Source organism: Halobellus sp. Atlit-38R, assembly GCF_003665925.1.
Classification (GTDB): Archaea; Halobacteriota; Halobacteria; order Halobacteriales; family Haloferacaceae; genus Haloquadratum; species Haloquadratum inordinatus.
In genome coordinates this window covers 153053-170494 of sequence record NZ_QXIJ01000003.1, presented here as the reverse complement: position 1 = coordinate 170494, position 17442 = coordinate 153053, and the positions used below count along the sequence as shown (strand labels likewise).

Below are 17442 nucleotides of genomic sequence, written 5' to 3'. Positions count from 1 at the left end.
GTGGACGTAACAACCCGAACACATTTTTTCAGGCCGACGCGGTCATAAATACTCGTCCGATCCGGCAGAAGTCTTTTTCAGTGGGGAAGCCGACCCCCGAACGATGGCAACCGACGACGACGCGTCCGCCGCCGACTCCGAGTCGGACGGCGAGGACGCGTTGGAGGGGGGCGGGGACGCTTCGCCGTCGCCTCACGAGGGGGACATCGTCGATCGGACCGCCGACGACGCGGGGGAACTGTCAGTCGAGGAAGCTGGGGGGCTCCCGGCGACTGACGCCGCAGACGTTCCGGCGGACGGATCTGACGACCAGGCTGCGCGCGGCACCGGCGCGCAGGACCACAGTGGCGACGCGACCGAGGACGCTGCAGCCGGGCCGTCCGAGGACGGCCCGACGGTCGCAGTCGGCGAGTACACCTGGGCGGACTTTCTCGACGAGTACGGCGTCGACGGCGACGTCACCACGCTCTATCAGGGCTACGACCCGCGCGAGGTAGACGACGACGAGGACGCCGAGAGCGCCCGCTGGGACGACGGCGAGACCGTCGAGATTCCGACGCCGACGCGCGAGGAGTGGGACGACGTGAGCCTCGATCCCGAGGCGTACCTCGAGTTCCACCCCGTCGACACCGACGACGAGGTCGAGGCCGCAATCGCGGAAGCGGTCCGCATCTCAGCGGAGTTCGAGGCGTTCTGCGACCCGGAGACGACGCCCGTGGTCAAGGACGTCTGGATGTGGGAGCACTACAAGCGCGAGTACTACTACGAGGAAGACGGCTCGCGCCCGCGGGACGAAGACGGCGAAATCGATCGGTTCGACGCCGAGGACGCGCTCGGCTTCGCCCCCGAGGTGATGGAGAACGCGCTCGCTCGCGGCGGGCAGCGCGCCGCAGAGCTGAAAGACGTCGTCGACGAGCGCACGGTCGACGTCGACCCCGAGTTCGACGAGGACGCCTTCTTCACCGACGCGCGTGGGGCGACGACGGTCGCCAACCGCTACGATCTCGAAAAGGCGGTGCCGCTTTCGAAGAAGACGCACTTCCGCGAGGTCGAGCGCTACTGGGTCGACAAGCCGCACTCGTTCGTCATCATATTCCACTCGACGAAGGAGAACGAGAAGAAGTACTACGTCGTCGAGCCCTACCAGAACCGGATCGAAGCCGACCTGGTGGAGTTCCTGACCGGCAAACTCCGAACGGCAATCAAGTACGACGACGAGAGCGTCGTCGGCGACGGTCCCGACACCCGCCGCCGCGTGATCGAACAGCAGGCGCTCGAACTCCTCGATCGCTACAACCTCTATCAGGTCCCCGACCGCCCGCGACAGACCGGGCTCTCGATCCTTCCGACGCAGTCTACCGGCTCTGCGGACGACGGGATGCTCTCGCAGTTCGACTTCGACCTCGGGGGAGCGTTCGGCAACGGTGACGCCGCGGCCCAATCTGCAGGACCCGGGTCGGCGGCGACCGCCTCCGAACGGCCGCTCGCGTCGATCGCGCGCTCGCTCGGCCTCGGTGAGGGTTCGCTCGGCGGCCGTCTCGACGGCCTGTTCGCCGAGTCGACGACAGCGCACTCCGATCCCTCACTCGACGGGATCGCCGCGCGGCCCGAACCGGCCGTGCTCGAGGAGGACCCGACAGAGTTGACCGACTACCAGGTCGAGAAACTGCTATACGTCCTCCGGCGGGACTTCATCGGCTACGAGCGGATCGACGGCATCAAACACGACGTGAACGTCGAGGACATCTCCTGTGACGGCTACAACTCCCCGGTGTTCGTCTATCACTCCGACTACGAGCAGATCATCACCAACGTCTACCACGAGGAGGAGGAACTCGACGACTTCGTCGTCAAACTCGCCCAGCGGTCGGGCAAGGGCATCTCGAAGCGCCGTCCGCAGGTCGACGCGACGCTCCCGGACGGCTCTCGCGCCCAACTGACGCTGGGTCGGGAGGTATCCGACCACGGGACCAACTACACCATCCGCCAGTTCAAAGACGTCCCGTTCACGCCGATCGACCTCGTGAACTGGAAGACCTTCTCCTTAGAGGAGATGGCGTTCCTCTGGCTCTGCATCGAGAACGACAAGAGCCTGATCTTCGCGGGCGGGACTGCCTCGGGGAAGACCACGTCACTGAACGCGGTGTCGCTTTTCATCCCCTCGAACTCCAAGATCGTCTCGATCGAGGACACTCGCGAGGTCGAACTGCCCCAGCGGAACTGGGTCGCCTCCGTCACGCGCCCGTCGTTCAGCGACGACGACCGCGGCGACGTCGACGAGTTCGACTTACTGGAGGCCGCGCTGCGACAGCGCCCCGACTACATCGTGATGGGCGAGATCCGCGGCGAGGAGGGGCGGACGCTCTTTCAGGTGATGTCGACGGGTCACACCACGTACACGACGTTCCACGCAGACAGCGTCGGTGAGGTCCTCAAGCGCTTCACGACCGACCCGATCAACGTCTCGAAGACGATGTTCACGGCGCTGGATCTCGTCTCGATCCAGACGTCGACCCGCGTCCACGGCGACAAGGTCCGGCGGAACAAGTCGCTGACCGAGATCAACCACTACGACGCCGAGAACGACGAGATCAACGTCCAGGACGTCTACCAGTGGCAGGCAGAGGGCGACGAGTTCCTCAAGATGGGCTCGTCGAACACGCTCGAAGACGTCCGGTTCGACCGCGGGTGGACCAGAGAGCGACTCGACGAGGAACTGTTCAAGCGCCGCGTCGTCCTCGCGTACCTGATCGATCGCGGCCTCAACACGTACACGCAGGTCGCGGCGACGCTGCAGGCGTTCATCAACGATCAGGAGACGATCCTCGCGCTGATGGCGCGCGACGACCTCGAACGGAGCCTCGAAGACCTCCGCGAGATGGAGTCCGTCGAGATCGACGTCGACCCCGAGAAAGAGGAGATGGTCCCCCGGCCGGACCCCGACGAGGACATCCGCGACCTCTGTCGCGACATCCTCGGCCGCGCGGCGGAAGAACTCTGGCCGGACTACCAGGACCTCGAAGACGTCGACGTCGCGGATGCACTGGTCGACGTCGACGCCGCGCCGGACGTCACCGCCGACATCGGCGAGCATCCGGAACTCGACGCGCTCGACGAGCAGACCGACCAGCCCGAACTCGACTCCATTTCCGAATCGACGGCGGCGCTCGACGGAGACGACGGAGACACAGACGTCGATGGCGCCCTCGAAGGCGACACCGCCGCTGACGCGCTCCCAGATGCGGAACCGATCTCCGACGAGGAGCGCCTCGAAGATGACGAGCGGGCTGTCGGGGACGAGGAGACGGGTGACAGCGACGCAGCCCTCGGCGACGTCGACACTGCAGACGACGGGGCTGCCGACCCGTTCGACGCCTTCGAGAGCGACTCGATCGACCAGAGTGGCGACGACATCCCGGATGGGACAGACCGCTCGCGAGCGGATCCCCAGCAGACGGACGCGAACCAGCCCCGCGCGGAGTCCGACGAGTTCGGCATCGAGGACTTACTCGAGGAGGGCACAGCGGCCGCCGAAGCGGACGCTGACGTCGACGGCGAGGAGATGTGGGACTTCAGCGAGTTCGAGGGCGTCGAGCCGAGCGACGAGCCAAGCGACGAGAGCGCAGACGACGGCGCGGGTGGCCGAGGCGATGATTCGGATGGTTCGGGCGATAGACAGGGTGGCGGTGACGACGCTACCGAGACAGACGTGGCGGGCGGAACCGCAGAGACAGACGTGGAGGACGGAACCGGAGAGAACGATGCCGGCAACGCCGAGGAGACAGACGCGGACGACCCCGAGGCGAACGGCGCCGCCGACACCGAGGAGACAGACGCGGACGACGAGACAGGAGGTGCGGACCGATGAGTCTCGACGTCGGCGACGCCGAGGGGGAGGGACTCGACCGAAGTAACGACGCGCTCGGAGACATTTTCTACCCCGTCTTCCAGTTCCTCTTCGACGAGGACGGCGACTTCGTCAACGACGTCGGCACGAAACTGGAACAGGCGCGGATGCCGGCGACGGTGGAGTTGTATCTCTCTCACGCGATCGCTATCGGCGTCATCGCCGGGGCGTTCCTCTGGCTCCTCGGAACCTTCATCGGCTGGGCGATCTTCGAGTTCGGTCTGCTCTCGCCGGACGTCATCAGCATCGGTCTCCCAACCGGAGACCAAGCGACGGCCGCTGCGCTGGACGCACTCACCGTTCCCGCGGTCACAGTCGTCTCGGGCGTCGTCTTCGGCGCGATCGGGTTCGGTATCGGGTTCGGGAGCCTCGTCGCCGTCCCGTACTCGAAGGCTTCCGGACGGAAGCGAGAGATCAATATGCTGCTTCCCGACGCCATCTCGTTTATGTACGCGCTCTCGGTCGGGGGGCTGAACCAACTGGAGATTCTGGAGGCGATGGGCCGCGCCGACGACACCTACGGCGAGGTCGCAAAGGAGTTCCAGAGCATCGTCCGCGAGACCGAGTACTTCGGGACCGATTATCGAAATGCGATCCGCGATCAGGCGATGACGACCCCCTCAGAGGAACTCTCGCAGTTCCTGACGGATATGCTCTCGATCGTCAACTCCGGGGGTAATATGGAGCAGTTTCTCGACGACAAGAAAGAAAAGCACCTCCGGACGGCCAAACAGGAGCAAGAGACCGTCCTGGAGACGCTCGAACTCTTCGGCGAGATGTATATGACGCTCTCGCTGTTTCCGCTGCTTCTCATCATCATCCTCGTGATTATGAGTATGCTCGGGCAGGCCCAACAGAGCCTCCTGTACGGCACCGTCTACGGCCTCGTGCCGCTCACCGGCGTCGGCTTTCTCGTACTCGTCTCGACTGTCAAACAGGACGAACCCGGCGACGGCTACCTCCAGCCCACAAACGGTTCGGATCGGCTCGAACAGGTGAACCGCGAGGGGCTGATTCATATGGGGCTGATCGAGAGCTTCGTCGGCGAGTTCCGCGTGTTCGACCGCATTCGCTCACGGGAGGGCACGTACAAGACCGCGCAACTACTGCGGCGCCCGCACCTGTTCTTCCGCGATCACCCCCTGTACACGCTCGTCGTGACCGTGCCCGCGGCGCTGGTTCTCCTCGGTATCGCCGTCGTCAACGGCGCTGCCCCGCTCGCCTGGCAGGGAATGCTCGATAATCCCGTCTGGGGGACGTTCATCTGGTGGTACGTGCCGGTCTACGTCGTCGGGATTCCGCTCGCCGCCTTTCACTCCTGGAACGTGCGCTCGCGGAACGCCGTCATCGGGAAGCTTTCGGACAACCTCCGAAAACTCTCCAGCGCGAACGATACCGGACAGACGCTGCTCGAATCCGTCGAAACCGTCGCCTCGACCTCCTCTGGAAAGATCGCCGAGGAGTTCGAGATAATGCACGCGAAGGTGAACTACGGGATGAGCCTCCGCAGCGCGCTCGTCGAGTTCAACAACAAGTACCATATCCCGCGACTCGCGCGGACCGTCAAACTCATCTCGAAGGCTCAGGAGGCGTCGAGTCAGATCACCGAAGTCCTGACAACCGCGGCGCAGGCCTCAGAGAACCAGGACGACATCGAGCGCGAGCGGAAATCCCGAACCCGGATGCAGGTGGCGATCATCCTGATGACGTATCTGACGCTGCTCGGGGTGATGGCCATCCTCAAGACGCAGTTCCTCGACGTGATGGCTGGTCTGGCGTCGCAAGCGGGCTCGGGCGGGAGCAGTAACCTCTCCGGACAGGGGATGAACTTCGGGAGCGGCGTCGACACCGACCTGCTCTCGGTGCTCTTCTTCCACGCGGTTACGCTGCAGGCGGCGCTCTCGGGGTTCATCAGCGGTTACATTCGCGACGCCGAGATCGTCTCCGGGGTGAAGTTCGTCGTCATCCTGCAAACGATCGCGCTCGTCGTCTGGATGGTGGTCGGATGACGCTGTGCCGGCCGAGCTCGAGCGGCGACGCGCGTGCTGAGACACGCGCACAGACGACGATCGACTTCGCGATCGGCGTGAGTCTGTTCCTCATCGTCGTGGCCTTTGTTGTGGCTTTCGTCCCAACGATCTTCGCGCCGTTCGAGAGCGCGGAAGGTCCGCAGACGGCTGATCGGATCGCGACGTCACTTTCGTCGGATCGGCTCGGAGACCCAGCGGAGCCGTATCTGCTGAACGTGACCTGCACGACCGGGCTGTTCGACCAACTGAACGACAGTAGTGATGCGGATCCGGCGTGCCGATACAACACATCTGCAGACACGACCGCCGGCCTCCTCGCGCTCGATAGCACGCAGGACGCCAACGTCTCGATTCACGAACTCGACGGCGGGGTCGCGACGATCAACGGCACGTCGCTCGCGGCCGGCCCTGCGCTGCCGGAGACGCAATCGGTGACGTCAGCACAGCGTGTCGTCGCCATCGGTGGCCAGACGTACCGACTGATTGTGAGGGTATGGTAATGGACCGTGGACAGGCGCATACGCTCGAAGCGGTCACGGCGGCGATGATCCTCGTCTCCGCGCTGGTCTTTGCGCTGCAGGTGACCGCCGTGACACCGCTAACCGGCAGTACGTCCAGTCAGCACATCGAGAACCAACAGGCGGCTGTCGCCGAGGGAGTTCTCGCGGCCGCAGACGAGAACGACACGCTCGCCGCGACGCTTCTGTACTGGAACGAGTCGTCGGGTCGATGGCACGGTGCAACGTCTGACGGCTACGTCCAGGGGGCACCTCCGACGGCGTTCGGCAACGTCTTGGAACGGACGTTCCTCGAACGAGGAATCGCGTTCGATCTCTCGTTGTACTACGTCGACGCGAACGGCGAGCGGCAGCGAGAACCGATCGTCGACCTCGGAGAGCCGAGCGATCACGCCTCAACCGTCCGTCGACTGGTCACGCTCTCGGACGAAGATCCGATCCGCGCCCCCAACCAGTCGCCGACGGGAACGACGCTCGACGACGCAGCGTATCTCGACGGTCTGTCCGACGCGGACGAAAACCAATCGCTGTATTCGGTCGTGGAGGTGGAGATCGTCGTATGGCGGATGTGAGTAACGAATCTGAGGTGCCTTCCAATCGAAGTGACAGAGGCACCGACCGCGCACAGTTGCTCCTCGTCGGCGCACTCGCGCTCGCAGTCCTGTTCGTCGCGCTGGCGCTGCTCTTGAACACCGCTATCTACACCGGGAATCTGGCTACTCGGGACGCCAGCGTCGACGCGACGCCCGTGATCGAGTACGTCTCCGAGTCCCGTGAGGCCGGTGTCGACGCTATTCGTTCAGTGAACGATCGGAACAACAGCGACCCGGCCGAACTGGCATCGGCTCTTCACTTGACGATCGCTCGCTGGGACGAGCAGGCGTCATACCACAGAGCCGTCGCGGGCGACATCACCGCCGTCGAGGTGGGACCTATCACGAACGGGACCCGGATCCAGCAGGACGACGAATCGCGGGACTTCACGAACGAAACGGGTGAAGAAAATTGGACTGTCGCTGCCGGGTCCGACCTCTCGGAAATCCGTTCGCTCCGATTCGCGGTCGAGGAGTCGACCCTTCCCGAAGATCCGTCTATCGGGGCGGACGAGGTCTTCACGGTCGAAATCGATTCGGACGCGGGAGCGACGACGCTCTACGTGTACGACACCAGCGGTGGCGGTGGCCCCGAGATCCGTGTCGACGACGGTGGTGACACCGAGACCTGTTCGTCCGGCACGTCCGGGACGTTCGCGATCGACGTTGCGAACGAGTCCGTCGGGGGGGTTCCGTGTCCGTCACTTTCAGACCTCACTGACGTCGGCGACGACGTCGCTATCGAATTCCGGGATTCCCACCGGGCTGGGGGAACGTATTCGATGGTCGTCGACGAGCAACCGAGCGACCTCTCCACGCTCGGTGTCGACGACGTCGGGTCCGGATCCCCGTACTGGACGTACGCTGTCTACAGCGCACAGTTCAACGTGACCTACCGGACCGAGGACGTCGACTACGCGACCGGAATCGAGGTGGCCCCGGAATGAGCACACACGACCGCGCCGTTTCTATCACCGTCAACTACGTGATCGCGTTGAGCATCACTGCGGTTCTCATCTCTGGACTGCTCATCGCGGGTGGCGGATACGTCGAGAGCGAGCGCGACCGCGTCGTCCGCGAGGAACTCGAAGTCATCGCCGAGCAACTCGCCGTCGGAATCGACGACGCGGACCGACTCGCTCGCGCAACGGAATCACCGTCCGAACTCCGCGTCGGCGTCGATCTCCCTGCTCGGGTCGCAAGCGAGACCTACCGAATCGAGGTCGTCCAACGGTCCGCACCGGGCGTTGAGCCGGGGCAGTACGAGCTGACGCTTCGGTCGGCGCAGTCTGATGTGAGCGTTACGCTTACCGTCTCGACGCTTATACCGATGGATGAGACGTCGGTGAATGGCGGCTGGGTCGTCGTCGAACTCGACACGGGTGGGGGGACCCTCGTCGTCACCGAAGGTGACAGCGCGAACGCACTATCGATGTCGCGACCCGCCGGGGAGTTCGGACACATTGGGGGAACACCAGTATGACAAACCGCGCGCAGGCGTCGAACATCGGGCTCGTCTTGCTGTTGGCGTTGACGATCACGGGCGGTGGCGTCGTCGTCGCGCTCGGTGGCTCGGCGCTGACGGACGTCCAGGACCAGACGTCGATCGACCGCGCGGAGCACGCGATGACGCTGCTCGACGCCCGCGCGGCGGTCGTCGGATTAGGCGAGGGATCCGTCCAGACCGTCAGGCTCGGCGCTTCGAGCGGGGGCGAGTACGCTGCCGAATCCGAGAGCGGTTGGCTCCGAATCAGACACGTGAACTACACCGCTGGCGAGACTGAAACGGTCTACAACGCCTCGCTCGGGTCCGTGACCTATCGTAAGGGCGAGACGACAGTCGCATACCAGGGCGGCGGCGTCTGGCGACAGGGGGGCAGCGGCGGCACGACGATGGTGTCGCCACCGGAGTTCCACTACCGCGGCACGACGCTGACGCTGCCGGTGCTCCGCGTCCGTTCGACCGACGCGGCCAGCGGGGACGCCCGGGCGACGATTCGCCGCGAGAGTGACTTGACGCGCATCTTCCCGGACGAGACCGGAACCGCGACCGATGGCCCCGGCGCGCCCTACGACGAACCGGTCGACGGCGACACCCACTCGTACGTCAACCCCGTCAGGAACGGAACCGTCGACGTGACTGTGCACAGTGCGTATTACGAGGGGTGGGCCGACTACTTCCAGACTCGGACGACCGGGAACGTCTCTGTCGATCACGACAACCAAACTGCGACGGTCGTTCTCGAAACGACCAACCAGGTCGGCCAGTTCCCCTACCCCGAGAAGGGAGAGAGCATTCCCGTTCGCGGGATCGCGGAGGGGCACTCTGTGACCGACTTCCAGACGTCGGTCAAGCAGGACTCGGGGTCGTTCAACAACCTCTTCGTGTCCTTCTACATCGAAGACGGCGACAAGTCCTACGAGGTGGCCGTGGAGGTCACGAGCGGGACCGGACAATACTGTAAAAGCGGTGGGTCGGCGACGCTGGCGATGGACGTCTACTACTACGACGAGTCGACGGCCGAGGGCGTTCACCGGTGGACGAACGATTCGATCCCCGCCGAATCCGGCGATGTCCGATTGGATTGCGACGAGGACGACGACACGATCATCGAGATCGACTTCACCGGGACCGAGCAGAACCTCACCTACGGATCGGACAGCATCGACGGCACCGCGATCGACTGGGACGACCACACGTTCGAGAGCGGTTCGGTCACGTTCGGTCATACCGACGACGACGAACCGACGACGTACGACGACGGAGACGCCGAAACGCTCCGTACGCTCACCCGGCACTACTTCGCGACGTTCGATTCGGAGTTCGACCTCACAGCCGGTCACGGGAGCGGAAATCGGGGGTCCTCGCAGATCTCTCTCAGTGAATCTGGCGGGACGCTCCGCTACGACACGATCGGCGGCGAATCGTACATCAAGTACCTACACGTGACCGAGAACAACGTCACCGTCGAACTGAACTGATGTGCGGTGTGCGTGGGCCTACCGCACGGGGAGCCCTTCGGTCAGACTGAGAATACCGTTACCGACCTCGACGACGACCGTTCCCGCTGTCGTCCGGTCGATCCGACAACGACGCACAGCCTCACGCCCCCCGTCGAGGATCGCTCGGACGTCATACTCGCCGGGAACGACTGAACCGATTTCGCTGGCCGCTCTGCCGGGGCGCAAATAGTACTGCTTCTCGAATACGACACTGCCGTCGGGCGCCGCGATCTCCACGTTTAGATCGTAGCTCCACTCGTGGGCGTAGCTTCGAACGTGCAGCTCTTCGGCGTGAGCCGGGGTACGTTGGACGGTCGGTTCGTGGTCGGCATCGACGTGACTGGAGGGGCCGCGGGCCGCTCGTTCGAGGACCATACGCTCTCTTGTAACTCACCGAACATATACCTCTGCTACGTTCAAATAGGCGTTTGACCGTCGTCGACTGGCGGTCTCGACCCTTTCAGATAGAGGCTGCGTTGTTTTCACTCGAACGAAGTCGTGACACGAACCCAGACGACAGTGACCCGATCGACGTCGGAGACGTTACAGGAGAGTTTCCCCGGACTGCCGGCGGTGGGCTCTGTGACCTCGGTGCAGTTGTCGAAGCCCGCTGACTCGTACTGCCGCGCCCACGCGTCGGTGTAGGGCGTCGTGAGGTTCACTGAGATGTTGTGACCTCCCTCTGCGTCGTAAAAGAGCCGCGGCCGACTGGCAGCCGCTCGGATCCGAACCGTCTGCGATCCGCCGACGGCAGTCGTGCCGACGTGCTCTTGCTTGATGAGCGTTAGCCGTACGCGGTCTCCTCCATCGACGATCAGCGGCGGGCCGCGGACGACCGACGCCTCGCCGCGCGCGCTGTCGCGGAGCACGGCACCATTGCTCAACCGAATCTCGCCGCCCGCCGCGGCCTCGTAGACGAGCGGCCGCAGGCGGATGGGCAATGGGTCCGGTGCGGGTCCGCTGTCGGGGTCGATGGTCACGTTCATCGTGGCGTCGTCCACCGAGCTGACGGTTGCATCGGCGAGTCTCACTTCCGTCCCTCGGCTGGGTGCACCGTCGAGGACGTCTCGAAGGTTGTCCGCGAGGACGTCGAAGGCCCGTTCGGCGTTCTCGATGCGCTCTGCGTCCCGGGTCTGTTCCAACTCGGAGACGCCGACGGCGTAGATCGTTCCCACAGAAGCGACAACGAGCGAAAAAACGAGGATGAAACTGATCGTCTCGCTGACCGCGCGGTCGGTGCCACGCCACGCTGCCGACGACGGACGTTCGCCGTCGCTCCCCCGGACCCCTCGCATACGTCCCGGTTCCGCAGTCACGGAGTTAAGTGTGCTGTCGGCAGGGACAATACTGTGTGGCTGGCAGTCGTCGGCACGGACTAAACGAATCGAATCCGAGTTCCGTGCGTCAGACCTGAGACCTGATACCGTCGAAGCAGTGACTCGATCGCGCCCGATCAGTCGTCGCTGGTCTGTGCGAGCGCGTCGCCGTCCCCCGCGGCGGTCGCGGCCGCGGCGGGCGGCAGTTCCTTTCGGACGTCGTCGCGGGCGCGCTCCTCGATGACCTCGGCGTAGGCGTCGGGCATCACCTTCACGAAGTCGGTGACGACCTCGCCCCAGTCCTCGAGCATCCACGCCGCGCGGTCGCTGTCGGTGTAGGTCGCGTGGTTCTCCACCAGGCGGCGGAGCATCTGGCGGTCGGCGTCGTCGAGGCTGTCTTCGAGCGAGACCATCCCGGTGTTCGTCTTCGCGGCGAACTCGTCGTCGGGGTCGTAGACGTAGGCCACGCCGCCGGACATCCCCGCGGCGAAGTTGCGTCCGGTGTCGCCGAGCACGGCGACGACGCCGCCGGTCATATACTCACAGCCGTGATCGCCGACGCCCTCGACGACGGCTTTCACGCCGGAGTTGCGGACGGCGAAGCGCTCGCCAGCGACCCCGTTGACGTACAGTTCGCCTTCCGTCGCACCGTAGAGCGCGACGTTGCCGATGAGGACGTTCTCGTCAGGCTCGTAGGCGGCGTTGTCGGGCGTCTCGACGATGATCTTCCCGCCGGAGAGCCCCTTGCCGACGTAGTCGTTCGCGGCGCCGGTGAGATCCATCGTCACGCCGTTGGCGAGGAACGCGCCGAAGGACTGGCCGGCGACGCCGTCGAACGTGCAGTGGATGGTATCGTCCGGGAGGCCGTCGCCGCCGTACACCGCGGAGATCCGATTCGAGAGCATCGCGCCGACCGCGCGGTCGACGTTCGAGATCTCCTCGTCGAGTGCGATCGGTTCGCCCGCTTCGAGCGCGGGGCCGGCCCGCCGGATGAGGTCGTGATCGAGTTGGGTCTCGACGCCCTCGTGGACCTGCTCTTCGGTCTTCTGGCGCGCGTCGCCGGACGGTTCCGCGATGACGTCCGAGAGATCGAGGTGCTTGGCCTTCTCGTGGTCGGTCTCGCGCTGGGTGAGAAGCGACGGTCGGCCGATCATCTCCTCAAGCGAGCGGAAGCCGAGGTCGGCCATAATCTCGCGCAGTTCCTGCGCGATGAACGTCATATAGTTGATGACGTGGTCCGGCTGACCGGGGAAGCGCTGGCGCAGGTTCTCGCGCTGGGTGGCGACGCCGACCGGACAGGTGTTCTCGTGGCACTGCCGAGCCATCACACAGCCGGACGTGACGAGCGAGGCCGTCCCGAAGATGTACTCTTCGCCGCCGAGCAGCGCCGCGACAGCGACGTCGCGGCCGGTCTTCATCCCGCCGTCGACGCTGACACGGATTCGCGAACGCAGGTCCGTCGCCCGCAGCATCTGGTTGGCCTCCGCGAGGCCGAGTTCCCACGGGAGGCCCGCGTTCTTGATCGACGTCTTCGGCGACGCGCCCGTCCCGCCGTCGTGACCCGAGATGTGTACTACGTCGGCGTTGGCCTTCGCGACGCCGGCCGCAATCGTGCCGATGCCAGCCTCCGAGACGAGTTTCACGTTGATGTCGGCGTCGGGATTGGCGGTCTTCAGGTCGTGGATGAGTTGCTTGAGGTCCTCGATCGAGTAGATGTCGTGCAGCGGCGGCGGCGAGATGAGGCCGACGCCGGGCGTCGCGAACCGCACGTGCGCGATCATCTCGTTGACCTTCTTGCCGGGCAGGTGCCCGCCCTCCCCGGGCTTCGAGCCCTGCGCCATCTTGATCTGGATCTCGTCGGCGCTCGTGAGGTATTCGGAGGTGACGCCGAAGCGGCCCGAAGCGACCTGCTTGACGTTGCACTCCTTCTCGGTGCCGAACCGCTCCGGCGGCTCGCCGCCCTCGCCGGAGTTCGATTTGCCGCCGAGGCGGTTCATCGCGATCGAGTTGTTCTCGTGGGCCTCCGGCGAGAGGCTACCGAGCGACATCGCGGCCGTCGAAAAGCGGGTGACGATGTCCTCGACGGGTTCGACCTCCTCGATCGGCACCGACTCGCGGTCGGAGTCGAACTCGAGCAGGCCGCGGAGGGTCTGGAGCTCCTCGGTCTGGTCGTTGATGAGCTCTGCGAACTCCTGGTACTTCTCGTAGTTGCCCGAGCGGACCGCCTGCTGGAGCGTGCCGACGGTCTGGGGGTTCCACTGGTGGTGGATGCCGTCCGAGCGGTGTTCGTACTCGCCCTGCCGGTCGAGTTCGGGATCGTTCCCGTACGCGACGGTGTGTCGCGTCTGAACGTCCTCCTCGATGACGTCGATGCCGATGCCCTCGGTCCGGATCTCCGTGCCCTCGAAGTACTCCGCGACGAAGCCCGAGTCGAGGCCGACGGCCTCGAAGATCTGCGCGCCCTGGTAGGACTCGACCGTCGAGATGCCCATCTTGGCCATCGTCTTCAGGAGGCCGTCTTCGAGGGCCTTCTTGTACGCCGCGATGGCTTCGCTCTCGTCGGCGCCGTCAGGGCCGGCGACGACGTCGGCGATCGTCTGGTAGGCGAGGTAGGGATTCACTGCGTCAGCGCCGTAGCCGACGAGCGTCGCCACGTGGTGTACCTCGCGGGGGTCGCCGGACTCGACGACGAGACCGGCGTGGTTCCGGTGGCCGTTCCGGACGAGACAGTGATGGACTGCCCCCGTCGCGAGCAGACTCGGGACCGCGACGCGGTCGGGTCCGAGGTTCCGATCCGAGAGCACGACGACGTCGGCACCTGCTTCGATGGCGTCGACGGCGTCGTCGCGGACGCGCTCGACCGCCGCTTCGAGCGAGCGCTCGGGGTCGTAGGTGATATCGACGATCGTCGTAGCCATCGAATCGCCGTCTTCGCCCAGCGACCTGATGCTCGCCGTCTGCGCGTCGGTCAGGACGGGTGAGTCGAGAACGAGCTGTCGCGCGTGCTCGGGCGTCTCGTCGAGTAGGTTGCGCTGGGCGCCGAGCCGCGATTCCAGCGAGGTGACGAGTTCCTCGCGGATGTAGTCGAGCGGCGGGTTCGTCACCTGCGCGAACAGTTGCTTGAAGTACGTGAACAGCGGACGGTTGAAATCTGAGAGGACTGACAGCGGCGTGTCGTCGCCCATCGAGCCGACCGGGTCCTTGCCCTCTTTGGCCATCGGTTCGATGAGGTGGCTCAGTTGGTCGTGCGTGTAGCCGAACGCCGCCTGCGCCGCGCGGAGGTGGTCGACATCGTCGCGGGGCGTGTAGTCGTCAGCGTCGGCGAGTTCGTCGAGTTGCTGCTGTTCGTCGTCGACCCACTCGCCGTACTTCTCGTCGGTGAGAGACTCGAAGACCTCCTCGTCGGGAATGACGCGGCCCTCCTCGGGATCGGCGACGAACAGCTGTCCCGGCTGGAGTCGACCGCGCTCGCGGATCTCGCTGGGGTCGGTGTCGAGTGCGCCGACCTCGCTGGCCATCACGAGCGTGTCGTCGGTCGTGACGTCGTACCGGCACGGACGGAGGCCGTTTCGGTCGAGGACGGCTGCGACGCGGTCGCCGTCGGTGGCCGCGACGAGCGCGGGGCCGTCCCACGGCTCGATCAGCGAGGCGTGATAGTCGTACCACGCGCGGCGCTCCTCGGTCATCTGGTCGTCGCCGCGGTACGCCTCGGGGATGAGCATCCGGAGGACGTGCGGGAGGTCCCGGCCGCCCTGCAGGAGCAGTTCGACCGCGTTGTCGACGGAGGCCGTGTCGGACTGATCCGGATCGTTGATGATCGGCTTCAGCGTTTCGAGGTCCTCGCCGAAGTCCGGATGTTCGAGGTCGGTCTCGCGGCTCCGCATCCAGTTGATGTTGCCCTGGATCGTGTTGATCTCGCCGTTGTGGACGATGTGGCGGTAGGGGTGTGCGAGGTGCCACGCACCCAGCGTGTTCGTCGAGAAGCGCGCGTGGACGAGCGTTAGCGTCGATCGAAGCCGCTCGTCGTCGAGGTCCGGGTAGTAGTCGGCGAGTTGCTCGCCTTTCAGCAGTCCCTTGTAGACCAGGGTCTTCCGCGAGAGCGAGCAGATGTAGAAGCGAGCCGCACCTTCGGATTCGAGTTCCTCGACCTCGTTCTCGACGTCGCGGCGTGCGACGTACAGTGCGCGGTCGAAGGCCTCGGCGTCGAGGTCGTCTTCGGGTGCAACGAACACTTGCCAGACGTCGGGCTCGGAGTCGAGCGCGGTCGCGCCGAGATCAGAGTTGTCGGTGGGGACGTCGCGCCAGTGGAGTACGTCGAGTCCGTGCGCGTCGAGCACGCGCTCGAAGATGGCGATGAGACCTTCGCGCGCGGCCCCGTCTTGCGGCATGAAGAGCGATCCGACCGCGTACTCGTCGGGGAGATCGGCGTCGACGACGGCGTCGAAGAACTCATCGGGGCGCTGGATCATAATCCCGGCCCCGTCGCCGGTGTTCTCCTCGGCTCCGGTCGTCCCGCGGTGTTCGAGATTCTCTAGCAGTTCGATCCCGTCGGCGACCGTTTCGTGGGACCGGCCGCCGTCGAGGTCGATAACGGCACCTACGCCGCAGTTCGACCGCTCGTCCGACGGGTCCGCGAGCCCGCAGGACTCGCCAGTCGTGTGTCTCTGTGGCTTGGTCATATGTCCCCCTTGACTTGCCCCCTAAAGGACCTTCTCCTGAAAGCATAAGGGTTCACTAACCACATATAAGGTTATTAGTATAATACAAATCCGAGTGAATAATAGTTCGACGCCCGACGAACTACATCGACGAGGACGAGACATCCGGCGAGACGCGGTGGTCGTCCGCTCTCGGAGTGGTTCGGCTACTGTCTGTTTCCTGTCAGTGAACGCGAACTGCGCGCCACTATGGTCGCTCTCCGCACGTCCCAGCCGTGGATACTGGCGGCGATGAAGCGCCCGAGGGTCCAGCCTACATCGAATCCACGCCACGCTGTCGTCGCCGCGTCCGATTGGGTGCCAAGCCGCCCTCAAAAGCTACGGTAGTCGGACGCTGCCGGTGTGGATTCGGCGGCGTCTGCACTGTCCGTTACTGGTACCGACTGCTCTCTCGGTGTGAGGTTCGTCGAAACGCAAGTACCCTCGGCGACGAGAAGGAACACAATACGGCCCACCCTGGGGGGGTTATCCTCCTAGTAAGTCGTTGATAACCACGTTGCTACTGTGCGGGTTAGTGTGGTAGCACCGGCATTACAATTGGCCCCTTGACACTCATCAACAGACAACGCGATCGGATCCTCCCGATCGGCAGATCCACAACTATGCAAGAGAAGACGACGGTGGATGGCAGTCTCGAACAGAGCGAGGGTGGGTGGACGTTCGACGAGCAGGTCGCCGAGGAGTTCGACGCACACGTCCGGAAGTCGATCCCACTCTACGAACAGGTCCAATCGCAGGTCGTCGATCTGGCCGACTGGTTCCTCCAATCGGAGGGCGAAGAGAAGGTCTACGACCTCGGCTGTGCGACGGGAACGACCATCGAACAGCTCGTCAATCGCTACGGGACGGAGGGGCCGCCCTCGTTCATCGGCATCGACATCCAGGCCCCGATGCTAGATCGCGCACGGGAACGCATCGGTGACTGTTCGAACGTCGATTTCCTGCAGGCCGACGTCTCCTCACATATGTCGTTCCCCGGGGCGTCGATGGTCATCAGCCTGTTCACGATGAGTTTCGTCCGCGAGGAGGACCGGCGAGAACTCGTCCAGCAGATCTACGACGACCTCGAATACGGCGGCGCGTTCGTCTTCGCCGAGAAGACGCGGGCCCGATCCTCACAGTTCCAGGACATCTGGAACGAGGAGTACTGGGACTTCAAGGCCAGCCAGGGCCTTACCGAGGAAGAGATCATCGGGAAGGCGAAGACGCTCCGTGGGCAACTTCGGCCGCTGACTGTCGCTGAGTACGAGGATATCCTCACCGACGCGGGGTTCGACGTCGACCGGGACGTCGACATTTTCTTCAAGTGGTTCCCCTGGACTGGAATCGTCGCACGGAAACGATGAGCGGCAACACG

The 17442-nt window shown here is 64.6% G+C and carries 11 protein-coding genes; 8 read left to right on the top strand and 3 right to left on the bottom strand.

The genetic code is table 11. The features are described 5' to 3' along the window. The first annotated feature begins 103 nt into the window (after nt 1-103). The 7 genes from D3D02_RS05460 to D3D02_RS05430 are packed head-to-tail and all read left to right on the top strand — an operon-like array spanning nt 104 to nt 10030. Entirely contained in the window at nt 104-3868 is a 3765-nt protein-coding gene (locus tag D3D02_RS05460; protein ID WP_233560586.1) for an ATPase, T2SS/T4P/T4SS family, read from the top strand. Continuing rightward, nucleotides 3865-5916: a type II secretion system F family protein gene (locus D3D02_RS05455; protein WP_121568971.1), complete on the top strand. Its 2052-nt coding sequence runs from the start codon at nt 3865-3867 to the stop codon at nt 5914-5916. The genes D3D02_RS05460 and D3D02_RS05455 overlap by 4 nt, the downstream gene beginning before the upstream one ends. Next, nucleotides 5913-6437, top strand: coding sequence for a hypothetical protein (locus tag D3D02_RS05450; RefSeq protein ID WP_121568970.1), 525 nt, complete (start codon nt 5913-5915; stop codon nt 6435-6437). Before D3D02_RS05455 ends, D3D02_RS05450 begins: the two co-directional genes overlap by 4 nt. Next, nucleotides 6431-7027, top strand: coding sequence for a hypothetical protein (locus D3D02_RS05445; protein ID WP_121568969.1), 597 nt, complete (start codon nt 6431-6433; stop codon nt 7025-7027). The genes D3D02_RS05450 and D3D02_RS05445 overlap by 7 nt, the downstream gene beginning before the upstream one ends. Continuing rightward, on the top strand, nt 7024-7995 hold the full coding sequence (locus D3D02_RS05440; RefSeq protein ID WP_147435577.1) for a hypothetical protein: 972 nt from the start codon (nt 7024-7026) through the stop codon (nt 7993-7995). The genes D3D02_RS05445 and D3D02_RS05440 overlap by 4 nt, the downstream gene beginning before the upstream one ends. Further along, nucleotides 7992-8531 carry a hypothetical protein gene (locus D3D02_RS05435; protein ID WP_121568967.1) on the top strand — a complete coding sequence of 180 codons (540 nt, stop codon included), beginning with the start codon at nt 7992-7994 and terminating at the stop codon, nt 8529-8531. Before D3D02_RS05440 ends, D3D02_RS05435 begins: the two co-directional genes overlap by 4 nt. After that, nucleotides 8528-10030, top strand: coding sequence for a hypothetical protein (locus D3D02_RS05430; RefSeq protein WP_121568966.1), 1503 nt, complete (start codon nt 8528-8530; stop codon nt 10028-10030). The genes D3D02_RS05435 and D3D02_RS05430 overlap by 4 nt, the downstream gene beginning before the upstream one ends. An 18-nt stretch (nt 10031-10048) precedes the next feature. On the opposite strand, the gene D3D02_RS05425 is transcribed toward D3D02_RS05430, so the two are convergent. The 3 genes from D3D02_RS05425 to gltB all read right to left on the bottom strand — a co-directional run bounded on the left by D3D02_RS05425 (nt 10049) and on the right by gltB (nt 16046). After that, nucleotides 10049-10426, bottom strand: a complete 378-nt coding sequence (locus D3D02_RS05425) for a hypothetical protein (RefSeq protein WP_121568965.1) — start codon at nt 10424-10426, stop codon at nt 10049-10051. Between the two features lie 107 nt (nt 10427-10533). Continuing rightward, the gene (locus D3D02_RS05420) at nt 10534-11346 is read right to left on the bottom strand and encodes a hypothetical protein (RefSeq protein ID WP_121568964.1); all 813 of its coding nucleotides are present in this window, start codon (nt 11344-11346) and stop codon (nt 10534-10536) included. 158 nt (nt 11347-11504) lie between these two features. After that, the gene (gene gltB, locus D3D02_RS05415; RefSeq protein WP_121568963.1) at nt 11505-16046 is read right to left on the bottom strand and encodes a glutamate synthase large subunit; all 4542 of its coding nucleotides are present in this window, start codon (nt 16044-16046) and stop codon (nt 11505-11507) included. Between the two features lie 641 nt (nt 16047-16687). Between gltB and D3D02_RS05410 the strand changes: the two genes are divergently transcribed. Then, nucleotides 16688-17431: a methyltransferase domain-containing protein gene (locus tag D3D02_RS05410; protein WP_121568962.1), complete on the top strand. Its 744-nt coding sequence runs from the start codon at nt 16688-16690 to the stop codon at nt 17429-17431. Nucleotides 17432-17442 lie beyond the last annotated feature (11 nt).